Source organism: Streptomyces sp. CNT372 (genome assembly GCF_000377145.1).
This window is the reverse complement of sequence record NZ_KB897793.1, coordinates 1-23,668: the sequence shown is the minus strand read 5'-3', so window position 1 is coordinate 23,668 and position 23,668 is coordinate 1. Positions and strand designations below refer to the sequence as shown.

At 74.5% G+C, this 23,668-nt stretch carries 23 protein-coding genes and 1 pseudogene; 9 read left to right on the top strand and 15 right to left on the bottom strand.

Annotation, left to right across the window (positions count from 1 at the left end):
- Positions 1–77 precede the first annotated feature (77 nt).
- Complete coding sequence (locus tag C593_RS0127000; protein ID WP_037747298.1) at positions 78–1,019, bottom strand: helix-turn-helix domain-containing protein; 942 nt, start codon at positions 1,017–1,019, stop codon at positions 78–80.
- Positions 1,020–1,322: 303 nt separating this feature from the next.
- On the opposite strand from C593_RS0127000, the gene C593_RS0126995 reads away from it, so the two are divergent.
- Positions 1,323–1,841, top strand: a complete 519-nt coding sequence (locus tag C593_RS0126995; protein WP_037747295.1) for an ATP-binding protein — start codon at positions 1,323–1,325, stop codon at positions 1,839–1,841.
- Between the two features lie 30 nt (positions 1,842–1,871).
- Here the strand turns inward: C593_RS0126995 and C593_RS0126990 are convergent, their stop codons facing one another.
- The 5 genes from C593_RS0126990 to rpmG all read right to left on the bottom strand — a co-directional run bounded on the left by C593_RS0126990 (position 1,872) and on the right by rpmG (position 4,086).
- Positions 1,872–2,108 (bottom strand): DUF397 domain-containing protein, encoded by a 237-nt coding sequence (locus C593_RS0126990; RefSeq protein ID WP_018850445.1) that lies wholly within the window; start codon positions 2,106–2,108, stop codon positions 1,872–1,874.
- Positions 2,109–2,253: 145 nt separating this feature from the next.
- On the bottom strand, positions 2,254–2,499 hold the full coding sequence (gene rpsR / locus C593_RS0126985; RefSeq protein WP_018850444.1) for a 30S ribosomal protein S18: 246 nt from the start codon (positions 2,497–2,499) through the stop codon (positions 2,254–2,256).
- 1 nt (position 2,500) lies between these two features.
- Positions 2,501–3,667 carry a GTP-binding protein gene (locus C593_RS0126980; protein WP_018850443.1) on the bottom strand — a complete coding sequence of 389 codons (1,167 nt, stop codon included), beginning with the start codon at positions 3,665–3,667 and terminating at the stop codon, positions 2,501–2,503.
- Complete coding sequence (locus C593_RS0126975) at positions 3,664–3,918, bottom strand: type B 50S ribosomal protein L31 (protein ID WP_018850442.1); 255 nt, start codon at positions 3,916–3,918, stop codon at positions 3,664–3,666. Before C593_RS0126975 ends, C593_RS0126980 begins: the two co-directional genes overlap by 4 nt.
- A 3-nt stretch (positions 3,919–3,921) precedes the next feature.
- Positions 3,922–4,086, bottom strand: a complete 165-nt coding sequence (gene rpmG, locus C593_RS0126970) for a 50S ribosomal protein L33 (RefSeq protein WP_018850441.1) — start codon at positions 4,084–4,086, stop codon at positions 3,922–3,924.
- Between the two features lie 78 nt (positions 4,087–4,164).
- On the opposite strand from rpmG, the gene rpmB reads away from it, so the two are divergent.
- The 5 genes and pseudogenes from rpmB to C593_RS34000 form a co-directional block, all read left to right on the top strand.
- Positions 4,165–4,386 (top strand): 50S ribosomal protein L28, encoded by a 222-nt coding sequence (gene rpmB / locus C593_RS0126965; protein WP_018850440.1) that lies wholly within the window; start codon positions 4,165–4,167, stop codon positions 4,384–4,386.
- Positions 4,386–4,691: a 30S ribosomal protein S14 gene (rpsN, locus tag C593_RS0126960; protein ID WP_018850439.1), complete on the top strand. Its 306-nt coding sequence runs from the start codon at positions 4,386–4,388 to the stop codon at positions 4,689–4,691. The genes rpmB and rpsN overlap by 1 nt, the downstream gene beginning before the upstream one ends.
- A gap of 38 nt (positions 4,692–4,729) precedes the next feature.
- Positions 4,730–5,218, top strand: coding sequence for a hypothetical protein (locus tag C593_RS0126955; protein WP_018850438.1), 489 nt, complete (start codon positions 4,730–4,732; stop codon positions 5,216–5,218).
- Between the two features lie 263 nt (positions 5,219–5,481).
- Positions 5,482–5,922: a VOC family protein gene (locus tag C593_RS0126950; RefSeq protein ID WP_026278117.1), complete on the top strand. Its 441-nt coding sequence runs from the start codon at positions 5,482–5,484 to the stop codon at positions 5,920–5,922.
- A 266-nt stretch (positions 5,923–6,188) separates the two neighbouring features.
- Positions 6,189–6,473 (top strand): annotated as a pseudogene (locus tag C593_RS34000) (eCIS core domain-containing protein); the annotation flags it as partial.
- Positions 6,474–7,049: 576 nt separating this feature from the next.
- On the opposite strand, the gene C593_RS0126940 reads toward C593_RS34000, so the two are convergent.
- The 3 genes from C593_RS0126940 to C593_RS0126930 all read right to left on the bottom strand — a co-directional run bounded on the left by C593_RS0126940 (position 7,050) and on the right by C593_RS0126930 (position 11,325).
- Positions 7,050–8,195, bottom strand: coding sequence for a DUF2786 domain-containing protein (locus tag C593_RS0126940; protein ID WP_018850435.1), 1,146 nt, complete (start codon positions 8,193–8,195; stop codon positions 7,050–7,052).
- Between the two features lie 145 nt (positions 8,196–8,340).
- Positions 8,341–10,134 carry a SpoIIE family protein phosphatase gene (locus C593_RS0126935; protein WP_018850434.1) on the bottom strand — a complete coding sequence of 598 codons (1,794 nt, stop codon included), beginning with the start codon at positions 10,132–10,134 and terminating at the stop codon, positions 8,341–8,343.
- Positions 10,135–10,596: 462 nt separating this feature from the next.
- Complete coding sequence (locus tag C593_RS0126930; protein ID WP_026278116.1) at positions 10,597–11,325, bottom strand: lipoprotein; 729 nt, start codon at positions 11,323–11,325, stop codon at positions 10,597–10,599.
- A 170-nt stretch (positions 11,326–11,495) separates the two neighbouring features.
- Here C593_RS0126930 and C593_RS0126925 point away from each other — a divergent pair, with 170 nt between their 5' ends.
- Positions 11,496–13,166 carry a bifunctional 3'-5' exonuclease/DNA polymerase gene (locus C593_RS0126925; protein WP_018850432.1) on the top strand — a complete coding sequence of 557 codons (1,671 nt, stop codon included), beginning with the start codon at positions 11,496–11,498 and terminating at the stop codon, positions 13,164–13,166.
- A 140-nt stretch (positions 13,167–13,306) separates the two neighbouring features.
- Here the strand turns inward: C593_RS0126925 and C593_RS0126920 are convergent, their stop codons facing one another.
- Both C593_RS0126920 and C593_RS0126915 read right to left on the bottom strand, forming a co-directional pair.
- A complete protein-coding gene (locus C593_RS0126920; RefSeq protein WP_026278115.1) occupies positions 13,307–14,206 on the bottom strand; it encodes an AfsR/SARP family transcriptional regulator in 900 nt (299 codons plus the stop codon).
- Between the two features lie 256 nt (positions 14,207–14,462).
- Positions 14,463–16,724 (bottom strand): excinuclease ABC subunit UvrA, encoded by a 2,262-nt coding sequence (locus C593_RS0126915; RefSeq protein WP_018850431.1) that lies wholly within the window; start codon positions 16,722–16,724, stop codon positions 14,463–14,465.
- Between the two features lie 1,322 nt (positions 16,725–18,046).
- Between C593_RS0126915 and C593_RS33995 the strand changes: the two genes are divergently transcribed.
- Positions 18,047–18,379, top strand: a complete 333-nt coding sequence (locus C593_RS33995; RefSeq protein ID WP_486591194.1) for a hypothetical protein — start codon at positions 18,047–18,049, stop codon at positions 18,377–18,379.
- Between the two features lie 163 nt (positions 18,380–18,542).
- Here the strand turns inward: C593_RS33995 and C593_RS0126905 are convergent, their stop codons facing one another.
- Together C593_RS0126905 and C593_RS33140 are read right to left on the bottom strand one after the other, a co-directional pair.
- Positions 18,543–19,940: a helix-turn-helix domain-containing protein gene (locus C593_RS0126905; protein WP_018850430.1), complete on the bottom strand. Its 1,398-nt coding sequence runs from the start codon at positions 19,938–19,940 to the stop codon at positions 18,543–18,545.
- Between the two features lie 46 nt (positions 19,941–19,986).
- Complete coding sequence (locus tag C593_RS33140) at positions 19,987–20,400, bottom strand: hypothetical protein (protein ID WP_158686877.1); 414 nt, start codon at positions 20,398–20,400, stop codon at positions 19,987–19,989.
- Between the two features lie 245 nt (positions 20,401–20,645).
- On the opposite strand from C593_RS33140, the gene C593_RS0126895 reads away from it, so the two are divergent.
- Positions 20,646–21,545 (top strand): LuxR C-terminal-related transcriptional regulator, encoded by a 900-nt coding sequence (locus C593_RS0126895; RefSeq protein ID WP_018850428.1) that lies wholly within the window; start codon positions 20,646–20,648, stop codon positions 21,543–21,545.
- A 49-nt stretch (positions 21,546–21,594) separates the two neighbouring features.
- Here C593_RS0126895 and C593_RS30625 read toward each other — a convergent pair whose 3' ends face one another.
- Positions 21,595–22,497: a thioesterase II family protein gene (locus C593_RS30625; protein ID WP_018850427.1), complete on the bottom strand. Its 903-nt coding sequence runs from the start codon at positions 22,495–22,497 to the stop codon at positions 21,595–21,597.
- 10 nt (positions 22,498–22,507) lie between these two features.
- Positions 22,508–23,668: AMP-binding protein (locus C593_RS30620; protein WP_037747290.1), on the bottom strand; the 1,161-nt coding region annotated here is incomplete at its 5' end.

Below are 23,668 nucleotides of genomic sequence, written 5' to 3'. Positions count from 1 at the left end.
ATCACTGCTCCAGGGGCGGATGCGGCGGTGGCCGGCGCGAGCACAGGTATCTGATGTTCCGTCATCGTACTGGTGTGTCAAATGAGTTGGAGGAGTCCTCGGAGCAGGTCGCGGGTGCTCGACTGGTCCGGGCTGTCCTCGCTCAGGCGGGTCATCACCCGGTCGTACTGGGCGACCTCCTCGCGCTTGTCCAGGTAGAGGGCACTGGTCAGCTGCTCCAGGTAGACCACGTCGGAGAGGTCGGACTCGGGGAAGCTCAGCATGGTGAACGCGCCGCTCTCCCCCGCGTGGCCGCCGAAGGAGAAGGGCATGACCTGGAGCGTGATGTTCGGGTGCTCGGAGACCTCGATCAGATGGCTCAGCTGGGCCCGCATCACGGCCCGGTCGCCGTACGGGCGGCGCAGTGCCGCCTCGTCGAGGATCACATGGAGCAGGGGCGCGTTCTCCGAGACCAGGGCCTTCTGGCGCTCCAGGCGCAGGGCGACCCGCTTGTCGATCTCGGCCGCCGGGGCGTCGGGCATACCGCGCGCGACCACGGCGTGCGCGTACGACTCGGTCTGGAGCAGCCCGTGCACGAACTGCACCTCGTAGATGCGGATGACGGAGGCGGCGCCCTCCAGTCCGATGTACGTCTGGAACCAGCCGGGGAGCACATCGCCGAAGCTGTGCCACCAGCCGGCCACGTTCGCCTGCTTGACGAGGCCGAGGAGGGCGGACCGCTCGGTGTCGTCGGTGACCCCGTAGAGGGTGAGCAGGTCCTCCACGTCACGTGCCTTGAAGCTCACCCGGCCCAGTTCCATGCGGCTGATCTTCGACTCCGAGGCGCGGATCGAGTACCCGGCGGCCTCACGGGTGATGCCGCGGGACTCCCGCAGCCGCCGCAGCTGCGAACCGAGCAGGATGCGCCGGACGACCGACCCTCCGCCCGGACCGTCGGAACGGGGGTACCCCCACGAGGACGCGGACGCCCCTGCCGATGCCGCCGACTCTCCTGCCGTCACGACCCGAACCCTCCCCATGCCGCACCACTTGCCGGACTCCGATCCTCGCCGAGGGTCCCCCCGAACCCCAAGAGCCGGATTCTGCCACCAAAGCACTTCGCGCCGTACTCGTTCGACTACGGAAAGGGGAAGGCGGCGCGCGGGGGGCGCGGCGGATCGCGGGAAGATATGAGCAAGAACCGTCACGGGGCGGACAGGTCCGGCGCGTGCACGTGCATCTGCCCTTGCATCTGCGTCTCGCTTTGGGAACGATGGGCCCCGCGCACCTGCGTGCTCGTTCGTGTTGTAGCGTCACAGCCGCGATTCCCGGGAGTGCCTCGCATGGGGACCAATGGATCGACCATGCTCGCGCCGTTAAGGCAGGGCCTTCCGCCGATCGACCCCTCGGCCGTCTCCGGATCCGTCTCCTGCGCACTGCCCGCCCGCCACGAGGCGGTGCGCGGCGCACGGCAGTTCACCCGGACGACGCTCGGCCAGTGGGACCTCGGACACCGCTTCGACGATGTCGCCCTGGTCGTCTCCGAACTCGTGACGAACGCCCTGCGGCACGCTCTGGCGCCCGAGTCCCCGTCCCGGGCCGAGACCACGGCCGACCCGTACGCGCAGTCTCCTGAGTGCCCGGTGCGGCTGCATCTGATGCACTGGACGGGCCGGCTGGTCTGCGCGGTGCGCGATCCGAGCCATGACGGCCCCACGGCACGGGAGTCCGAGGAGGACTACTCGGCCGAGTCCGGCCGGGGGCTGCTGCTCGTGGACTCCTTCAGCGACGGCTGGGGCTGGCACCCCCTGGCCGGGTCGCTGCGGGGGAAGGTCGTCTGGGCCCTCTTCCGGCTCGGCTGAGCCGGCAACCCGGCCCCGGAAGGACTGCGTTCAGGCCACCAGGTGGTCGAATTCGCCGTCCTTGACGCCGAGAAGCAACGCTTCTATCTCCGCGGGCGTGTACACGAGTGCGGGGCCTTCGGGGTGCCGCGAGTTGCGCATGGCCACGTCGCCGCCGGGCAGTTTGGCGAACTCGACGCAGGAGCCCTGGGAGTTGCTGTGTCTGCTCTTCTGCCAGACGACCCCCTGAAGCTCCGTGGCCGTCATGCCGTTGTACACGTGGTGCACAAGTCGCTCCCGGGGTGCAAGTTGCTGGCGTCAACCATCCCGGATCATAGCTGTGTTCATGTGCCGACGCATGGGCACATGCACCGGCGGATGCACGTGCACACGCGGTGTTCCCCCGGTTACAGGACGGCCCGGAGCCTCCCGTTCAGCGCCCCGGCGGGCCGTACGGCAGCAGGGCCATCTCGCGCGCGTTCTTGATCGCGCGGGCGAGCAGCCGCTGCTGCTGCGCGGTCACGCGGGTCACCCGGCGGCTGCGGATCTTGCCCCGGTCGGAGATGAACTTCCGCAGCAGGTCGGTGTCCTTGTAGTCGATGTAGGTGATCCCCGCGCGGTCCAGGGGGTTGGGCCTGGGTGCGGCGGGCTTGCGGGCGGTGGTGCGTCGGGGGGACAACTCAGACCTCCAGAAGGGAGTCGAAGGCGGGCGGGAGCCGCTTCCAGCCTTCGCGGCCGGCGGCGTACTCGGTATCGGTCAGCAGGCAGGACGAGAGCAGTCGGGCCAGTCCGTCCCGGTCGAGGCCGGGTGAGGTGAAGACGAGGTGCTGGCAGCGGTCGCCGTGCTCCGGGTGCCAGTCCAGGGCGGCCGCGGCACGGCGCACGGGCGGCACCAGCTCCCAGGCCGCGTCCGGAAGAGAGGCGAGCCAGGGGCCCGCGCTCTCCACGCAGAGGGCTCCGCCGGCCGCGTCCCAGGCGAGCAGGGTGTCGGGGTGGTCGGCCAGCCAGAACCGGCCGCGGCTGCGGGCCGCGGCGCAGGTCAGGTCCTCCAGGGCCGCGTAGAGGCGGCCGGGGTGGAAGGGCCGGACGCTGTGCCAGACGAGGGTCGACACCCCGCAGGCGTCGGCCTCCTGCGGCAGCAGCGCACAGGCCGGGTGCTGGGCCGCGGCGGCGGCCTCCACGTCGAAGCCGGCCAGAGCGGCGGCGACCAGTTCGGCCGAGCCGACGGGGAACCGCCGCGCGGTCGGGTGCAGTTGGGCCAGCAGTGCCCGGTCGGCCTCGTCCGCCTCCTCACTGTCCACGACGGCGAGGACGGGCGCGTACTCCAGCTGGCGCGCCCAGGTGTCGGCGACGGTGCGCTGGTCGGTGGCGGCGGCCGCGAGCCCGGCCTCGGCGAGGTCGTCGCCGTTGCCGAGGTACGGGAGCAGCAGGGCGGGGTCGACCGCGCACATCACCGAGGTGATCGCGAGGCGTCCGTCGCCGTGCCCGGCGACGACCTCCGCCATGGCCTTGGGCTCGACGGAGTCCCACAGTTCGACGACCGCGAGCCGGGTGGCGCCCTCCTCGGCGAGCCGCAGGAGTTCGGGCACCAGGTCCTCGCGCAGGGCGCAGCAGGCGCAGTCGTTGACGAGCGGGGTCTCCCCGGTGCCGCGCACCCCGCCGGCGTCGCGGACCGTGCGCAGGACGGTGCCGCGCTCGGCCGCGGTGGACAGGTCGTGGTGGAGGGCGAGGCTGCCGGGGACGGCGGAGAGCAGGGCGTCGACGGCCTCGCGCCGTGCGTCAGTGTGCAGACCGGCGACGATCACCACGGGGAGGGCGGGGCCGACGGGGGGCGTGGGGGGCGTCATGTCCGGCCTCCCCGGCCGCCGTAGCGGCGCTCGAAGCGCTCGACCCGGCCGGCGGTGTCCAGGACGCGGGTCTGGCCCGTGTAGAAGGGATGGCTCGCCGAGGAGATCTCGACGTCGATCACCGGGTAGGTGTTGCCGTCCTCCCATTCCACGGTCCGGTCGCTGGTCGCCGTGGAGCGGGTGAGGAAGGCGAAACCGCCGGCCTTGTCCCGGAAGACGACGGGCTCGTAGGGCGGGTGGATGGGCCGCATCGCTCAGCGCTCCTCTCGGAAGTCGACATGGCGCCCGACGACGGGGTCGTACTTGCGCAGGGTGAGGCGGTCGGGGTCGTTCCGCCGGTTCTTGCGGGTGACGTAGGTGTAGCCGGTGCCCGCCGTGGAGCGGAGCTTCACCACCGGGCGGAGTTCGTTGCGAGGCATGGGGGTAGAGTAGATGGAAATGATTTCCATTACCAAGCTCGCTCCGCGAGAGGTGCATCACCCGCGTCCGCCCACTGCATGCTGACCGGCGCGAAGCCCGGTTTCGGCAACCGGATCTCCCACTCCCACCGGCGCACCCCCCGCCGCTTCGACCCCAACATCCAGCGCAAGCGGTACTGGCTGCCCAGCGAGGGACGGCATGTCCGCCTCACCCTCAGCGCCCGCGCGGTGAAGACCGTCGACGCCATCGGCATCGAGGCCGCCGTCCTGCGCATCCGCGCCCGGGGGGTGAAGGTCTGATGGCGAAGCGGAGCAAGATCGCACGCAATGAGCACCGAAAGGCCGTGGTCGAGCGATACGCGGAGCGCCGGGCGGAGTTGAAGGAGATCGTCCGCCGCCCGTCGAGCACGGACGCCGAACGGGCCGCCGCCCAGGCGGAACTGCGGCGTCAGCCGCGGGACGCCGGCGCCACCCGGGTGCGCAACCGGGACGGTGTGGACGGCCGGCCCCGTGGCCATCTGCGGAAGTTCGGGCTGTCCCGGGTCCGGGTGCGCGAGCAGGCGCACGCCGGATTCCTGCCCGGGGTGCGCAAGTCCTCCTGGTAGCTTGGCGCGGTCGTGACACCGATCGGGGGGACAGCACCATGCGCAAGCTCGTACGCACCTCGGCCGCGGCGGCGGGCATCGCCGCCGTACTCGCGCTGACCGGCTGCGGCAGCGCCGACGACAAGGGCGGTGACGCCAAGCCCACCGCCTCGTCCACCGCCGACGGCGGGGAGCCGGGCACGGGCGGCGACGAGGCCGCGAAGCCGGCCGACGTCGAGGGCACCTGGGCCGGTATGACCGACGCCAAGCCGGTCGTGCTCTCGGTGACCCGGGGCAAGGCCGCCCTGCTCGCCGACGGACACGCCTGCACGGGCGAGGTCGAGGAGATGGGCGGCGCGCCGATGCTCGCGCTCACCTGCGCGGACGGGAACACGGACCGCACGATGGGCTCCTTCGAGTCCGGCGACGGCGGGAGCCTGATCGTCTCCTGGGAGAGCGGCAAGAAGGACACCCTGAAGAAGAGCGAGGGCGGCAAGCTCCCGGAGGGCCTGCCGACCGGGCTGCCCACGGAGGTGCCGGCGCCCTGACGCGACGGTCTCCGCCGCGCGGGGCCGCGTTCCCCCGGGGGCGCGGCCCGGCGGCGTTCGCCGGACGGGCGCCCGGTCCGGCGGCGTTGCGGGACGCGCGGACGGGCGGGTGGCGTTGCCGGACGGGCGCGCGAGCCGGACAGGTACGTTGCGGGACGCGCGGCCCGGGCAGGTACGTTGACGGACGGGCGGACCGGGCGGGCGTGCGGGCCGGGGGCGCGGCCCGGCGGGCCGTGTCGGCGGGCGCCGGTAGCGTCCGGGGCATGAGCGTCCGATTCGATCTCACCCTGGACTGCGCCGACGCCCCGCGCCTGGCCGCCTTCTGGAAGACCGCGCTGGGTTACGTGGACGAGCCCCCGCCCCCGCCGTACGCCACCCGCGAGGAGTGGCTCGCCCAGTTCGACCTGCCCGAGGACGACGACGGCGGCGGGGAGTGGCTCTGCGACCCGGCCGGCATCGGGCCCCGGCTGTCCGTCCTGGAGGTGCCCGAGCCCAAGACGGCGAAGAACCGGCTGCACATCGACATCCGGGTACCCGGGCACGGCACCCCCGCGGAGCGCTGGGCCCGGATCACGGCCGAGGCGGACCGGCTCACCGGCGCGGGCGGGCGGGTCCTGGAGACCTTCGACGGTCACCATGTGGTGATGGCCGACCCGGAGGGCAACGAGTTCTGTGTGGCGGCCGGTCCGGCGGACCGGGCCTGAGCCGGGGGCAACGCGGAGGGACCCCGGACTGCCCCCGCGTACATGGCCGGAGGCCGGACCGCCCGGTTACACCGGGAAGGCACGCACACCGGCGCCGGGAGGGGACCGCCTTGTACGACCACGCCAACAGCCGGGCAGCGAAGGGGCGGGCGGCCTCGACCGGGGCCCCGGCAGCCGCCCGCGCGTCCGGGTCACGGGCCGTGGCGACGCCGGCCGAGGCGCTGCTCGCACTCCAGCGCTCCGCCGGGAACGCGGCGGTGGTGCAGATGGTGCGCCGGGCCGGGACGTCGACGGAGCGGGACGCGCACCGGCACGGCCCGGGCTGCGGCCATGCGGAGGACCCGCAACCCGTGCAGCGCTCCGCCGTGCACGCCGTCCTGCGCGGCGGCGGCCGGCCGCTGGACGAGCGCAGCCGCACCGACATGGAGGCGCGCTTGGGCGCCGACTTCTCCGACGTCCGGGTGCACACCGACGCCGCCGCCCGGGCCTCGGCGGCCCGACTCGGGGCCGCGGCCTACACCTCCGGCAGCCATATCGTCGCCGGGCCCGCCGGTATCGACCGGCACACCCTCGCCCATGAGCTGACCCATGTCCTCCAGCAGCGCTCGGGCCCGGTGGCCGGCACCGACCGGGGCGACGGAGTGCGTGTCCGCGACCCCTCGGACCGCTTCGAACGGGAGGCGGAGGCCACCGCCCGGCGGGTGCTCAGCGGGCCCCCGAAGTCCGCCGCCCCGGCAGCGGCCTCCCTCGCCGGGGGCCCCTCGGCGGGCGCCGGGGACGTGCAGATCGTCACCAGCCTGGGGCAGCGGATCGAGGCCATGCTCATCGCCGGGCAGCTCACCGCGTCCAACTTCTGGGACGAGATCGAGAAGCTGGGCGACAGCGCTCTCTGGGACACCGCCAAGGCGCCGGAGGACGGCGGGCCGCAGGCGATGCTGGGGCACGAGATCCTCCAGCTCATCGAGTCCGGCTACCGCTTCCACGGCCGGGACAGCGCCTTCGCCCGGGGCAGCCGGCTGATCGCCGTCCACCCGGCCCGGCAGTCCGCCTGCCCGGCAGTCCGCCGACCCGGGCGACAAGCAGATCCCGCTCACCTGACCGCCGGCCCCGGGGGCGTTACCGTCCGGTCAGCGGCCCCGGCCCTCCCCCGGGAGGGGCCGGCGGGGCGGGCGCGGGTGGGCACGGTCCGCCGCCGAGGTGCCGTCCCGCCAGCCGGCCTCGTCCGTCGCCCCGCGCACCCGGGTGGTGGTCGTCTCGGGGAACATCCGCTCCGCCCGGTCGGCGACCGCGAGGTCCCGGGTGGCCAGCACGGGCAGCAGGTCCCGGGTGACCAACTCCTCGGCCACCGCGCTCAGATGCTCACCGAGGCGGGCCGCGTACGCCGTCCAGAAGGACTGCCGGAAGGTCTTGGTCCGCTTGCGTCCGCCGGCTCGCTGGGCGGACTCCGCGGCGGTCATCGCCGTGGTGCCCTGCACCAGGAGGGAGGTGTACAGCAGCTCGACCGCGTCGAGGTCGCTCTCGAACCCGACCACCGTGGAGAAGCCGAACGCGCCGTTCCACACCGCCCGGCAGCGGTTCGCCGAGGCGACGGCGTCGAGGAGGACCGCCTTCGCGGTCTCGTAGGGCGCGTCCACGCCGATACGGCAGGCGGACGGGGCGTCGGCGGCGGGCGCGCCGTGCGCGAGGACCGCCTCGTCGATGCGGTGGCGGGCCATCAGCTCCTGCGCCTTGGCCGTCAGCGCCTCGGCCTCCTCCGGAAAGCCCGTCGCCTCCGCCTTGGCGAGCAGGGCGCGGACCCGGCCCAGCGTCCGGGGCTCGTGCGCGGACGGGACGACGGCGGCCGGGGGCGCGCCCGGCGGCGGGGCGACCGGTTCGATCCGCGGCAACCGCACCAGCAGCCGGTACAGCTCCAGCACCGTCGTCGCGTGCGCGAACCGGTCCGCGCGCACCGGCTCGACGCCCTCCAGGGCGGCGAGCTGCGCCCGCCAGCGCGGCGCGAGCCGGGAGCCGTACCGCGCGGACTCGCCGGTGACCAGCGAGGCGAACAGCCGCTCGTGCGGTTCGGCGAGGTCGCGGCGGACCAGGCGGTGGACGTCGGCCGGCTGCCAGCCGCGCTCCCAGGCCCGGCGCAGCAGCTCCTCGCCCCGGCGGCGCAGCTCCCCGTCGGCGGCCCGGTCGGCGGCCAGCAGGGAGGCGGCGGTGTCGAGGGAGTCGTCGCCCTGTGCGTACAGCGCGGCCGCCAGTGCCGTCTCGACCGTGTTCCGGGTGCTCACACCCGCGATGGTGTCACGCGGGAGCGCGCCCCCCGCAGGGTGCCGGGGCCGGGGTGCGCGCACGGGGGGGGTGCCCGGGGTCAGGGGCGCCGGGCCGGGGCGCGCGGCCCCGGGCGCAGGGCGCCGGTGCAGGGTGCCGGGGGCCTCAAGGGGCGATGTTCTGCTCCGCCCACACCACCTTGCCGGTGACCGTGCGGCACGATCCCCAGCGCCGGCAGAGCATGTTGATCAACTGGAGACCCCGGCCGCCCTCGTCGCTGACGTCCGCGTGCTGGATCTGCGGCAGGTCGGGACCGGTGTCGGAGACTTCGATGGTGAGGCGTTCGCCGCGCAGCATGCGCAGCTCGCCCGGCCCGTTGCCGTAGCGCTGCGCGTTGCCGACCAGTTCGCTGACCACGAGTTCGCTGACGTCCACCAGGTCCGCGAGGCCCCACTCCGCGAGCTGCCCGCTGACCAGCCCCCGGGCGGCGGAGGCGACGTTGCCCTCCCGGGGGAGCCGCCACACCCGCAGGTCACCGGCCGCCTCGGCGGTGCGTTCGGCGACGAGGAGGACGACCTCGTCGAACCGGGCCGTGTCCGGCGCCTCGGCCAGCAGACCGGCCGCGGCCTGCGCTCCCGGGCCGGCCGCCAGCGCCTTGGTCCGCAGCCGCTCCAGCTGCACATCGACGTCGTCGGTGCGGTTCTTCACCAGTCCGTCCGTGAAGAGGACCAGCCGGCTGCCCTCCGCCACCGACACCCTTAGCGGGTCGTACGGGATGACGCCCGCGCCCAGCGGCGCCCCCGTGGGCACGTCCAGGTACTCGGCGCCGCCGAGCCCGTCGAGCAGGAGCGGTGGCAGATGCCCGGCGCTGGCGAGCGTGACACTGCCGTCGGCCGGGTCGTGGACGGCGCAGAGACAGGTGGCGACCTGCTCGTCCTCCAGGTCGCGGGTGGCGAGGTCGAGCCGGGCGAGGACGCGTTCGGGGGCCGTGTCCAGGGTCATCAGGGTGCGGCCCACCGCGCGCAGCCGCCCCATGGTGACGGCCGCCGGGAGCCCGTGGCCCATCACGTCGCCGACCAGCAGCGCGGTCCGCCCGCCGGGCAGGGCCATCACGTCGTACCAGTCGCCGCCTACGCCCCGGGCCGCGGCGGACGGCGCGTACTCCGTCCGCAGGGTCAGCCCCGGGGTGAGGGGGGTGACGCGGGGCAGCAGGCTGCGCTGGAGGGAGACCACGTGCTCCCGCTCACGTCCGTACAGCCGCGCGTTGTCCATGAAGACGGCGGCGCGCGAGGCGAGCTGCTCGGCGAGGGCCAGGTCGGTCGTGGAGAAGGGGCGGCTGCCGCCGGCCCGGACGAAGTCGGCGGTGCCGAGGAGTACCCCGCGGGCGATCAGCGGCACCGCGAGGTAGCTGTGCACTCCGGTGCGGCGCATCTTCTCGGCGGCGCTGGCGGTGGGCGCGACGCGCAGGAAGTCCTCCTCGCCCATGCGGCCGACCAGGACCGGCTTGCCCTGCCGCAGGCAGTAGCGGTGCAGCAGGGTCTCGTGGGACAGCTCGGAGCGGACCACGGTCATGCCGACCGGTGTCGGTTCCAGGGTGGCCAGCTCGTCGATGGCGCAGACCGCCATGGCCCGGCTCGCGGGGATGCCGTCCCCCGTCCAGCGGGCTCCCTCCTCGCCGCGCAGGACGCCTTCCAGGATGTCGACGGCCGCCGCGTCCGCGAACCGGGGGACGGTGAACTCGGCGAGTTCCTGGGCGGTCCGCTCCAGGTCGAGGGTGGTGCCGATGCGCGTGCTCGCGGAGTTCAGCCAGGCGAGCCGGGAGCGGGTGGTGGACTGGTCGGAGGGGAGCCGGCCCCGGCCGCGCCGGTAGCGCAGCCCCCGGACGCCGGGTGACTGTGCCGCCGCGCCGCCCGCCGACAGCCGACTCGTCAGGCGTCGTCTGCGACTGCCCCCGTTCACCGTACGGCCTCCCAGTCACCGCTCGCGCGTGCCTCGGTCCCCAAGTCTGCCCCCGCGGTGGCGGGCACGCCCGCCGGACGGTGTGTCCGCACCGGTCGGGACCGTCTGGATCAGAGCGTACGGCGCGGGGACGCCGTGCGGCAGGCGTCTGCGCCGAGCAACCGCGATCACCTCCCGCCGCGGGCGCGCCGGGAAGGCGCCGGGGCCGGATCCGGCACGACGGGAGGGTCCGTTGGGGCGGGAGGTGTCGGCGGGGCGAGAGGTGCATGGCGCGGCAGGAGGCGTCGCCGCGACAGAAGGTGCCGGCACGGCAGGAGGTTCCGGCGCGACAGAAGGTGTCGGCGCGGCGGGAGGTGCCGACGGGGCGGGAGGTGTCGGTGCGGCAGCCGGTGTGTCGCCCGGTGACCGGCCGGGCGGAACGGGCGGGTCGCCGGTGACCGGCCCCGGCGGGGCGCCCGGTGCTCAGCCCGTACGCAGGGTCCCCCGGGCCAGCTCATAGGCGGGGAGCATCGCTTCGTGCTCCTCGTCGTCCATGCCGCCGAGGTCGACGACCGTGACGCCGCCCGGCACCGGCACGGCGAAGGCGCGCTGCTTCTTGGACTCCTCCAGCAGCTCGCTGTAGCCGGTGTACGCCACCTCGACACCGGTGAGCGAACCGGTCGTGAACGTGGACCACTTCTCGTCCTCGATCCCCTCACCGCCCGACTCCAGGAACGCCCTCAGCACGGCGCGGGGCTCCTCGCCGGCCTTGCCGCTCGCCCACACCCGCAGGAACCCGACATGGCCCGCGGGCTTGGCGTCGATCTCGCAGAGGAGGGTGACCGGACCGCGCCGGTACAGCTCGGCGAAGTCGCCGTTCGGATCGGACTCGGCCGGGTCGAGGGGCTTGGGCCGCCAGCCCTCGGCGGCGTCGAAGGTGACGGGCATCGGGCAGTCGGAGCCCTTCGGCCCGACGGGGTCGCCCTTCGCCGCGAGGGGCCGGCCGGCCTCGGCGTCCTGATTGCCCTCGGCGGCGTCCTTACTGTTGTCCGCGCCGTCGTCCTTGCCGTCTCCGGCACCGGCGGCCTGCTCGGCGGCGGTACCGGTCGCCGTGGCCGGTGCGGCGTCCGGGGTCGTGGCGCAGCCGCCCAGCGCCCCCAGCACCAGCACCGCCGCCACCGCTCGCGCACGCGCGCGCGTCCCTGCTCTCATCGAAGGATCCCCACCCTGTGCGAGACCGGCCGTGCCCCGCACGACCGCGTCGAAGGACCGATCCTACGGATGGCCCCGGCCGGCGCGGACGCGGGTGGGAGGGGCTCTCGCCGGGCGGCGCTCCAGTGGTGCCCGAGGCCGTTGTCGGACCCCGGTGGCAGACTCGGACGGTGGGCGAACGCTGGGCTCTGACCGCGGCCGACGGGGACGGGGCGCGGCTCGTCCCCCTCGGCCCCGACCATCTGCCCGCCGGACCGGTGCGCACCGAGCCCGATCTCGTCGCGGCCGTGCGCTCCCGCCCCGAGGTGGACCGCTGGGTGTGGCGCTCGACGGCGGAGGTCTACCCCCGGCTGCTCGCCGCCGGGGTCCGCGTCGAACGCTGCTACGACATCGAGGACGCCGAACTGCTGCTCCTCGGCCACGAGGGACGGCTCGGCGAGCCCCGGTCGGCCGCCGCGGCGCACGCCCGGCTGCGGAACGCGCCGGTCCCGCCCGACCTGCCGGCCCGCGCAGCCGTCCCCGGGGCGCAGTCCTCCCTCTTCGAACCCCAGCGGGCGGACGTCCCCCTGGAAGCGCTGCTGGAGGTCTACGCCGAGCAGCAGCGCCGGCACGGGGCGACGGCCCACCCCGGCCGGATGCGGTTGCTCACGGCGGCCGAGTCGGCGGGAATGCTGGTCGCCGCCGAGATGAACCGCTCCGGGCTGCCCTGGCGGACGGATGTGCACCGGGCCGTCCTGCACGAACTCCTCGGTGAGCGGTACGCGGGCGGGGGCGAGCCGCGCCGCCTCGCGGAGCTGGCCGAGCAGGTGTCGCGGGCGTTCGGCCACCGGGTCCGGCCCGACCTCCCGGCGGACGTCGTCCGGGCGTTCACCCGCGCCGGGATCTCGGTGCGCTCCACCCGCCGCTGGGAGCTGGAGGGCATCGACCACCCGGCGGTGGAGCCGCTGATCGCCTACAAGAAGCTGTACCGGATCTGGACGGCGCACGGCTGGGGCTGGCTGCAGGACTGGGTGCGCGACGGACGCTTCCGGCCGGAGTACGTCCCGGGCGGCACGGTCTCCGGCCGCTGGACGACGAACGGCGGCGGCGCGCTCCAGATCCCCAAGGTGATCCGGCGGGCGGTGGTCGCGGACGAGGGCTGGCAGCTGGTGGTCGCCGACGCGGACCAGATGGAGCCCCGGGTGCTGGCCGCGATCTCCCGCGACCCGGGCCTGATGGAGGTCGCGGGCCACGAGGGCGACCTCTACACGGCCCTCTCCGACCGGGCCTTCTCCGGCGACCGGGAGCACGCCAAGATCGCCCTGCTGGGCGCGGTCTACGGGCAGACCTCGGGCGACGGGCTGAAGAACCTGGCCGCGCTGCGCCGCCGCTTCCCGCTCGCCGTGGCGTACGTGGACGAGGCGGCGAAGGCGGGCGAGGAGGGGCGGCTGGTGCGCACCTGGCTCGGGCGGACCAGCCCCCGCGCGCCGGGCGAGGAGGAGTCCGGGGAGGCCGGCCTACCCCAGGACCTGGTGGACGACACCGGGCCGGGGCGCTCCGGGGGCGCGGACGCGCGTGCCTGGGGGCGCTTCACCCGGAACTTCGTGGTGCAGGGCAGCGCGGCGGACTGGGCGCTGCTGATGCTGGCGGCCCTGCGGCGGGCGACCGCGTCGATGCGCGCCGAGCTGGTGTTCTTCCAGCACGACGAGGTGGTGGTGCACTGCCCGGCCGAGGAGGCGGCGGCGGTCGCCGAGGCGATCCGGGAGGCGGGGGCGCTCGCGGGCCGCCTCACTTTCGGGGAGACCCCGGTCCGCTTCCCGTTCACCATCGCGGTGGTGGAGTGCTACGGGGACGCGAAGTAGGCGCGCGGCGCGCGGCGGGGCGTTCCGGCGGGGCGCGGCGGGCGGCCGGGTCCGGGACGCGCGGCGGGGCCGGTTGCCCAGGGGCGCGGGGCGCCGGTGGCCGACCCGGGCCGGGGTGCGCGGCGGGACGTCACGGCGGGTCAGGCGCCGTCCGCGAAACGGTGGTCGTCGGCGAAGCGGTGGTCGTCCGGCAGGGTGTACGCGCCTGCCGGCGGGGCACCGGCGTCCGAGGCGCGCAGGATCTCGTCGTGGACGCGGCGGACGGCCGGGCCCGGGTCGGCGCCGAGGTCGTCCGCGAGGGTGCGGCTCAGGGAGCGGTAGGCGTCCAGGGCCTCCGCATGGCGGCCCGCGCGGTGCAGGGCCAGCATCAGCTGCCGGTGGAACGCTTCGTGGAGCGGGAACTCGGCTGCGAGCGCGGCCAGTTCGGGCGCGCAGGCGTCGTGCGCGCCGAGTTCCAGGGCCGCGTCGTAGCGCCGTTCCAGCAGTTCCAGGCGGGCCTCGTGCAGCCGGCGGACCAGGGCGGGCGGGGACTCGCCCGCCCCGAAGACGCCGTCCAGGGGGCTGCCGCGCCAGAGCGCGAGGGCGTCCTCGGCGGCCCGGGCGACGGCGGCCCAGTCGCCGCGTCCGGTGCCCTCGGCGTCCGGGCGGCCCGGCCCGGTGTCGTCGCACGCGCGGCCCGGCCCGGTGCCGTCGGCCGCCCGCGCGTGGGCGGCCCGGACGGCCGCGACCCGCTCCTGGAAGAGATCCGTGTCCAGTTCGCCGGGCTCCACCCGGAGCAGATAGCCGGGGGCCACCGCCCGCAGCCGCCCCTCCTCGGCGATCAGCCGCCGTAGCCGGGTCACATGGTTGTGCAGCGAGGCATGGGCGGAGGCGGGCGGGTCGTCGCCCCACAGGGCGGCCTTCAGCTCGTGGACGGGCACCACCCGGTTGGGGCGCAGCAGCAGGGTGACGAGCAGGACGCGCAGCTTGGCGCTGCCGAGGTGGTGCGGCTGTCCCTCGGCGTCGTGGACGACGGGTACGCCGAGCAGGCCGAAGCGCATCCCGGTCCCCCTCTGAGTCGTCCCGCGCCCTCCTCCGCGTAAGCCCGCGCGCCCGCGTGAGCGTTGGCCACATGTTAGCGATCCGTTGGCGGGGGCTGTTTGGATGACGGGACGGATCCGGCGCGCTGGTGCTCGGCGTGGAACAGCCACACTCGGGGGAGTGTCGCCGCCGCGACCGGCTCCGTGCACGGAAGTGCCCCGGTCACCTCGGTGCCGGGGCCTTCGTGCGTCACGGCCGGGGAGCGCGGCCCGGTGGTCAGCCGCCGACGTACTCCCGCAGATGCCGGGCCGTGAGCGTGTCCCCGTGGGCGATCAGATCGGCCGGGGTCCCCTCGAAGACGATCCGGCCGCCGTCGTGGCCGGCCCCGGGGCCGAGGTCGATCAGCCAGTCCGCGTGGGCCATCACCGCCTGGTGGTGCTCGATGACCACGACCGTGTTCCCCGCCTCCACCAGCCGGTCGAGCAGGCCGAGGAGCTGGTCGACGTCGGCCAGGTGGAGCCCGGTTGTGGGCTCGTCCAGGACGTAGGTCGCGGCCTTCTCCGCCATGTGGATCGCCAGCTTGATCCGCTGCCGCTCGCCGCCGGAGAGGGTGTTCAGCGGCTGGCCGAGCCGCAGATAGCCCAGGCCCACGTCGTTCAGGCGGCCCAGGATGGTGCGGGGCTGGCCCGTGGTGAAGAACTCGTGCGCCTCGGCCACAGACATGCCGAGGACCTCGCTGATGTTCCGGCCGCGCAGGGTGTAGGTGAGGACCTCGGGGGTGAAGCGGCGGCCCTCGCACTCCTCGCACACGGAGGAGACCCCGGCCATCATCCCGAGGTCCGTCCAGACCAGGCCCAGGCCGTTGCACTTGGGGCAGGCGCCCTCGGAGTTGGCGCTGAAGAGGGCCGGCTTGACCCCGTTCTCCTTGGCGAAGGCCTTGCGGATCGGGTCGAGCAGACCGGTGTAGGTCGCGGGGTTGGAGCGCCGGGAGCCCTTGATCGGGGACTGGTCGGCGACCACGACGCCCTCCCGGCCGGGCAGGCTGCCGTGGATCAGGGAGCTCTTCCCGGAACCGGCGACCCCGGTGACCACGGTGAGCACCCCGAGCGGGATGTCCACGCTCACGTCCCGGAGGTTGTGCAGCCCGGCGCCCTCGATGGCGATATGACCACGCGGGGTGCGCACCACGTCCCGCACCTTGGCCCGGTGGCCGAGGTGGCGGCCGGTGAGGGTGTCCGAGTCCCGCAGCGCGGCCACGTCGCCGCTGAAGCAGATCCGGCCACCGCCGGTGCCCGCGCCGGGGCCGAGGTCCACCACATGGTCGGCGATCGCGACGACCTCGGGCTTGTGCTCCACGACCAGGACCGTGTTGCCCTTGTCCCGCAGCCGCAGCAGCAGGTCGTTCATCCGCCGGATGTCGTGCGGGTGCAGACCGACCGTGGGCTCGTCGAAGACATAGGTGACGTCGGTGAGGCTGGAGCCCAGGTGCCGGACCATCTTCACGCGCTGCGCCTCGCCACCGGAGAGGGTGCCCGTGGACCGGTCCAGGCTGAGGTAGCCGAGGCCGATCTCGACGAGGGAGTCCAGGACTCCGCGCAGATTGGCCAGCAGCGGGGCGACGCCCGGGTCCTCGATGCGGCGGACGAACGCGGCCAGGTCGCTGATCTGCATGGCGGAGCAGTCGGCGATGTTCACGCCCTCGATCCGCGAGGAGAGGGCGGCGGCGTTCAGACGGGTGCCCCCGCAGTCGGGGCAGTCGCGGAAGACCACGGCCCGGTCGACGAAGGCCCGGATGTGGGACTGCATCGCCTCCCGGTCCTTGTTGAGCATGGTCCGCTGGACCTTCACGTACAGGCCCTCGTAGGTGAGGTTGTTGCTGCCGACCTTCACCTTGACCGACGGCTTGTGCAGGAAGTCCTCCCACTCCTGCTCGGTGAAGTCGCGCAGCTTCTTGTCGGGGTCGAAGAAGCCCGAGGCGGCCATGATCTGCCAGAAGTAGCTGTCCACCCCGAAGTTGGGGGCGGTGATCGCTCCCTCGTTGAAGGACTTGTCCCGGTCGACCAGCTGGTCGAGGTCGAACTCGGAGACCTGGCCCGCCCCTTCGCAGCGCGGGCACATCCCCTCGGGCAGGTTGAAGCTGAACGCCGCCGAGGTGCCGACGTGCGGGGTGCCGAGCCGGGAGAAGACGATCCGCAACATGGTGTACGCGTCGGTCGCGGTGCCCACGGTGGAGCGGGAGTTGGCGCCCATCCGCTCCTGGTCCACCACGATCGCGGCGCTGAGGTTGTGCAGCGCGTCCACGTCCGGGCGGCCGACGCTGGGCATGAAGCCCTGCACGAAGGCGCTGTAGGTCTCGTTGATCAGCCGCTGGGACTCGGCGGCGATCGTGCCGAACACCAGCGAGGACTTGCCGGAACCGGAGACACCGGTGAACACGGTGAGCCGGCGCTTGGGTATGTCGACCGAGACGTCCGCCAGGTTGTTCTCGCGGGCGCCGCGGACCTGGATGACGTGGTGGCCGTCGGCAGGGGTGGTCATGGGCCGACGGTAACGGACCCCCGGGGGCGCGAGGGGGCCTTCGGGCACCGCCCCGAGCGGGCCTCCACCACGGCTCCACCGGGGCTCCGGGCCGCGTCGGACGGCGGCTCCACCAGGGTGCCCGGCGGGGGTGGTTGACACCCTCCGGGTGCGTTGCTTCGCCGGCGGCACCGCTCCGCCGGCCCGCGCGGGGGCGGGGTACCCGCCTGGGTGCCGGCGGACCGCTGCGGGTGCTGGTCGACTCCACGCGGGCGCAGGCCCTTTGGCACGACCGGCTCGCCCTGCGGGGGGGGCAACACCTCCACGGCGGGTGCGCACCGGGTCCGCGCACCCGGCACGGCCGGGCCCGGTCTCACGGTCGACGGCCCGGCCTCGGTTCTGGTGCGGCGCACCCCGGACGGCCTGCTCTCCCTCGCCCTCGCGGACCCGACGACGGGCGGCACCCCCGCCGCCCGCGCCCGCCGGTCCGCCACCGACGGCGGACCCCGCTCCGGCACAGGCTCCGTCACCGGGTCCGTCAACGGAACCCGAACCCGGGCCGGAACGCGCCTCGGCGTCCGTCCCGAAGCGCCCGCCGTGCCCGTCGCGCCACCGCCACCGTCACCGTCACCGCCACCGCCACCGCCCGGAGCGACGCATGCGCCCCCGCCACCGCCACCGCCCGGAGCGACGCATGCGCCCCCGCCGCGCGCGGACGGAACGCCCGCGGTGGCCGCCCAGGCACCGGCGCCGCCGCCCCCGCCTGTGCAAGCGCCCCCGCCCGTGCTCCCGGCGCCCCGACCGGCCCCGGCCACCCCCGCGCCCCGCGTACCCGAGGCACCGGCACGCGCTCCCGGCCGCGGCCCCGGCCAGGAGTCGACCTCGGTACCCGACCCGGTCCTGCCCGTGAAGCCCGCCAAGGCGGTCGCGCCACGGCCCGTCGTCCGCCCCTCGACCGTCGCGGACGAGGAAGCGGCGGGCACGCCCTGTCCTTCCTGCGGCACGCCCAACCCGCCCGGCCGGCGCTTCTGCCGCCGCTGCGCCGCCCGGCTCGACCCGGCCGCCGCGCAGGCCGCGCTGCCCTGGTGGCGCACGGTGTGGCCGTTCCGCCGCCGCGCCCGCGCGGGCTCGGGCCGGGGCACCCGCCTCGTCGTGACCCTCGCCGTCCTCGTCGCCCTGTGCGCCGCCGGGCTGCTTCTCCTGCCCGCCGGGCGCGTCCTGTTCGAGGACACCCTCGACAAGCTCGGCAAGGCCAAGGCGGTCACCCCCGCGAGCACCGAGGCGAGCGCCGAACTGCCCCGGCACCCGGCCGCCAACACCACCGACGGCCTGAGCAACCGCTATTGGGGCACGCCCGCTCCGGACCCCTCGGTCACCTACACCTTCGCCAAGCCCTCCGTCTGGTCGCCGTCATCCTCACCAACGGCCCGTCCAAGTCCCCGGAGACCTACCCGTCCCAGGCCCGAGCCCTCCGCGTCACGATGGACGTCACCACCCCGGACGGCGACACCCACCGCAAGACCTTCACCCTCAGCGACAAACCGGGCCCGCAGACCTTCCCCACCGGCATCAGCGAGCCGAAGACCGTCCGCCTCACCCTCCAGGATCCGGCGGGCCTGGAACCGGGCCGCCATCTCGCCCTCGCCGAGGTCGAGTTCTTCCAGCGCACCCGCTGAACGGGCGCGCCCGGGGCCCGGCCCACGACGTGGTCCCCCGGGCACGGCCCCGGGCGGGTGGCGGCCCGGGGCGGCCGACGGCCCGGGTGCGATCGACGGCCCGGGGCACCGAGGGCTCGCGTGCGGCCACCGCTCAGGTGCGGCCGAGGCTCACGGCCACCGCTCAGGTGCGGCCGACGGCCGTCAGCGGTGCCGGTTCACAGGCGGGACGCAGCACATGCCGGACCAGGTTGAGGACGGACACCGCGGTGCCGCCCTCCGGCAGCCGCTCCTCACGGATGAGGCCGCGCAGCAGCAGGCCGCGGAGTGACCTGGTGACCTCGCCCGGCGACCCGCCGGCCAGGCTCAGCACCTCGTCCGTCGGACAGGCGCCGTTCCGGCGCGCCAGCACGGCCAGCAGCCGGGCCGGGCCCGGGCGCAGGCCGCTCACCGTCCCCCGGATGAGCATGCCGAGATCCGGCTCCCCCATCGGCCCGGCGCAGGACTCGCCGGGGAAGAAGTCCCCGGAGAAGACTGGCTCCACCAGATGGAGGGGATTGTCCCGGGCGACCGCGAGCAGTTGCTCGGGGGCGTACATCGGCAGCCAGCCCGCCGCCGTGTTGAGGGCCAGCGGAACGCCGTCCAGTTGCCGGCAGAGTCCGGCGATCGCCTCGGTGACGGCGGCCGTCTGCCGCAGCGCAGGCCGCGTGTAGCGGACATGGGACGCCATCAGCCGGACCGCCGCCCCGGCCGCACGTTCCCCGCCCCCGTCCGGCCCCCCGGCAAAGAACCCGACGGGCAGCGCCGCGAGGGGCACGGCCCGGACGCCGAGGACCGGCAGCGGCGCCCGGGCCGTGACGAGCACCTGGAGTCCGTCGCAGCCCGCGAGCAGCCTCAGCAGGCTGTCGCGGTCGACGGCGGCGTCCTCGTACCCGTCGAGGACCAGTAGGGTCCGCCGGCCGCCGATGAGCCGGACCAGGTCCTCCAGCGGTCCGCGTCCCGCCAGCCGGTCGAGCGTCCAGGAGGTGAGCAGCGCCTGGGCGCGGTCCGGTTCCGGGGCCGGTCCCGACGGCGGGAGGCCGGTAGGAGAGGAGGAGACGGGCAGCCACAGGACGCGGGCCTCCCGCTCCGCCTCGTAGCGGCGGGCCACCGCCAGGGCGAGCCGCGACTTGCCCACCCCGGGCAGGCCCACCAGGGAGAGCAGCCGTTCCTGCCCGGTGAGCAGGGCCCCGGCGACCACGTCCAGCTCCCGCTCCCGCCCGATCAGTGGCGAGGTCGCCGCCGGGGGCGAGGCGAGCTGCTCCTCGTACATCTGCCGCACGGTGCTGTCCACGGCGTCGTGACCGGAGCCGCTCTCCAGCAGGACGCGGTGGGAGCCGGAGAGGCCGAGCGCGTCGGCCAGCAGGCGGATCGTCTCCCGGCGCGGGCGGTGGGCCCGGCCGAGTTCGAGGTCACGGATCGCCCTGACGCTGATCCCCGACGCGGTGGAGAGCTGTTCCTGGGTGAGCCCGGCCCGGCGGCGGGCGGTCTGGAGAGTGACACCGAATCGCGGGAACTCGATGCCCGTGTGCACCTGGCGCATGCCCCTCACCTGCCTTCGCTGCGTGTACCCACGTCCGGATGCACCGTCATACGGCGACTCCGTGTCCGGCGTCGCCCGCGCCGGCCGCGTTCCACCCGAGGTCGGACCGGGGCGCGACCGGCTCGTGGCGGTGCCGGCCGAGGTCGTCCCGCGCACCGGCGGGCTGCGTGTTCCAGCCCAGATCCCCCTTCACGCCGGCCGGGTGGGCGTTCCAGCCCAGGTCCGTCCTGGGCGCGACCGGCTTGGGGCCGTTCCAGCCCAGGTCGGAGGCGACCGCGTAGGTGGGCGCCGCCCCCTGCCCCCGGCCGGACGCCTCCCCCTGCACGGTGAGCAGGACGCCCGCCGCCGCACCCAGCAGCACCGCCGCCAGCGCGACTTCGCGTGCCCCCCGGCACACACGGCGCACCGCTCCGTTCGTCTCCCGGCCTCTTGCCGAACCCGTCACAGAAATCTCGGTCATGGCTGTTCCCCCCACAGTAGTGACATGGCTGAATCGGTTTGCTTCGGTGATCTGGAGGCTAGATCGCGGCGAACTAGGATCACCACGATGCAGGGGGGCCAGATCCCTGCATCGCAGAGATCTGAGGGGGGCAAATGGGGGAAGAGCAGGACCAAATACTGCCGGAGTTGCCGAAAGAAGCACTCGCCGCATACGAGCTGGCACTCAGAAGCACGGAACTTGAGCTGAACGCGGACGTTCCAGGGGTGGACGCTCTTGTCCGAATAGGGCTGCTGGAGCCGACCGCCGACGGCACCCGGCTGAAGCCGGTCGATCCCCGTCTGGTGGAGGCCCGGCTGTCCGCCCAATGGCGCGCCCGGGCATGGCAGATGGAGTTGCAGGCGGCCGAGGTGGAGCACCGGCTGGCGCCCACCCTCCAGCTCTTCATGGACCGGGCCCGGCCCGAGGGGTCCGCACCGGCCGTCGAGTACGTGCACGGCATGCCGGCCATCCGCGACTTCGTCGACCGCGTCACGCGCGGGGCCACGGAGGAGATCCTCACGGCCCAGCCCGGGGGCGGCCGTCCCGCCCCCGTGCTGAAGGACGCGCTACCGCTCGCCCTGGAGCACCTGGGCCGCGGAGTGCGGATGCGGACCCTCTACCAGCACCCGGCGCGCTTCAACGCCCCGGTCAAGGCGTACGTGGCAGCCGTCGTCAAGGAGGGGGCCGAAGTGCGGACCCTCGACGAGTTCTTCGAGCGGCTCTTCGTCATCGACCGCTCGATCGCCATTCTGCCGACGGGCGAGGACCGCACCTCCGCCGCGGTGATCCACGACGGGGCGCTCGTACGGTTCCTGACCGACGTCTTCGAACGGAACTGGCAGCGCGCCGCGCCCTTCGAACCCGGCACGGCGACACAGGCGTCCGCGGAAGTCCTCCCCGACATCCACAACATGATCAAGCGCCTTCTCGTGGAGGGGCTCACCGACTCGGTGATCGCGCGGAGGATCGGCATCAGCGAGCGCACCTACCACACCCACCTGGCGCGCATCCGGGAGAGCATGGGTGCGCGGAGCCGCCTCCAACTCGGCTATCTCCTCGCGAAGGAGGAGCTGAGCAGGGGGGAGACGGCTCCGCCACCGGAGACGGCCTCGGACAGCGCCTGAGGCAGGACCCGGCCTCAGGCGTGTCCGGCCAAGGCCTGTCTGACGAGCCTTAGCGCAGACAGTGCGGCAGCCGGTGGGCCGGGCCGGCCGGCGGCACGTCCGCGCAGGCCGTCCGGACCGTGGCGAGCACGTCGTCGAGGTGGTCGTTCAGGTAGAAGTGCCCGCCGGGGAAGACGCGCATGGTGTACGCGCCTGTGGTCAGGCCGCGCCACGCGGCGAGGCCGGTGACCGGAGCGCCCCGGTCGCCCGCCCCGCCGAGGACGGTGAGGGGCATGTCGAGCGGCGGTCCGGGGACGAACCGGTAGTCGTCACACACCCGGAAGTCCGCGCGGAAGACGGGCAGCAGCAGCTCCATCAGCTCCGCGGACCGCAGGACCTCGTCCGGCGTGCCGCCCAGGCCGTGTATACGCGCGGACAGTTCGGCGTCCGAGAGCTCCCGGACCGGGCGCCGGCGGCCGGGGCGGTCCACCAGGGGCGGAGCCGTCATCCCGGACACCACCAGATGCCCGGGGGCCCGGTCCAGCTCGGTCATCCGGCAGGCGACCTCGTAGGCCAGCAGGGCGCCCATGCTGTGGCCGAACAGGGCCCAGCGCTGGTCGGCACGCTCCACGAGCGCGGCGCACAGCCCGTCGGCGATCTCGGCGGCGGTCGTGGCCGCCGGCTCGGCGAAGCGGGACTCCCGCCCCGGCAGCTGCACCGGGACGATCTCGACGTCGGTTCCCAGGCGTCCGGCCCAGGCGCGGTAGGCGGAGGCTCCCCCACCGGCGTGCGGCAGGCAGTAGAGGCGCAGCCGGGAGGGGTCCGGGGCCGTGTTCCCACCGGTGAACCAGCGCCCGGCGGCGGGACGCCGGCCGGGGGCGGCCGGGGCGGCCGGGGCGGCCGCCGTAGTCGCGGTGAACGTGGTGGCCGCCGTGGTCGCGGTGGACATGGTGCTCGTGGTGGTCGTCGTCATGGGGCTCTCCTCATCGCCGGCCGGTGGGCCGGGTCTCGGTCGCGGATACCGGTGCGGGCGCGTGCACCGCGCGGCCCGGGTCCGCGGAGTGCTGTGTTCCCGGCCCGACCGTGGGCTCTTCGTCCAGGCCGGCGAGGAGGGCGGCCACTTCCTCGTCCGACAGGTCCTCGATCTCCGAGAGCAGCGCCTCGACACCCTCGGTCCGGCCCTCGTCCCCGCGCTGCGCCGCGAGCGCGGCGATCTCCGAAGCCAGGCTTCCCACCTCGGGGTTCTCGAAGAGGGTGCGCAGCGGGAGCTGGACGCCGAAGTCCGAGCGGATGCGTGCGGCGAGCCGGGTGGCGAGGAGGGAGTGGCCGCCGAGGGCGAAGAAGTCGTCGTCCAGACCGACCTGTTCGACCCCCAGGACCTCGGCGAACAGCTCGGCGAGCAGGCGCTCGTCCAGCGTGACCGGTGCGCGGTAGGGGGCGCGTTCGGTGGTGAGGTCGGCCTCGGGCAGGGCGGCGCGGTCGACCTTGCCGTTCGCGGTCAGCGGCATCGCGTCCAGGGGCACGATCACGGCCGGGACCATGGCCTCGGGCAGGAGGCGGCCGAGTGCGGTCCGCAGGGCGGCGGGGTCAGCCGCGGTGACCGCGTAGCCGACCAGGACGGTGGCGCCGGCCGTGTCCGGGCGGGCGAGGACGACCGCGTCCATCACCCCGTCCAGACCCCGCAGCGCGTTCTCGACCTCGCCCAGCTCGATCCGCTGACCACGGACCTTCACCTGGTGGTCCCGACGGCCCAGGAACTCCAGCTCCCCGTCCGGCAGATAGCGCACCAGGTCACCCGTCCGGTACAGCCGACCACCCGGCACCGACCCGAACGGATCCGGGACGAAGGCCCCCGCCGTGCGCACCGCGTCGTCCAGGTAACCGCGCCCGACACCCGCACCCCCGACGAACAACTCGCCGGGCACACCCACCGGCACGGGCCGGAGGGAGGGATCGAGCACATAGAGCCGCGTGTTGCGGACGGCGCGTCCGATGGGGATGTGCGGCCGCTCCACGGGTGTGGTCGCGGTGAGGTGGGCGTGCGTGACATCGTCGGAGCACTCGGTCGGGCCGTAGGCGTTGACGATGTCGATGCCCGGGAAGCGGGCGAACCACCGCGTGCACAGGTCCGGCGGAAGCGTTTC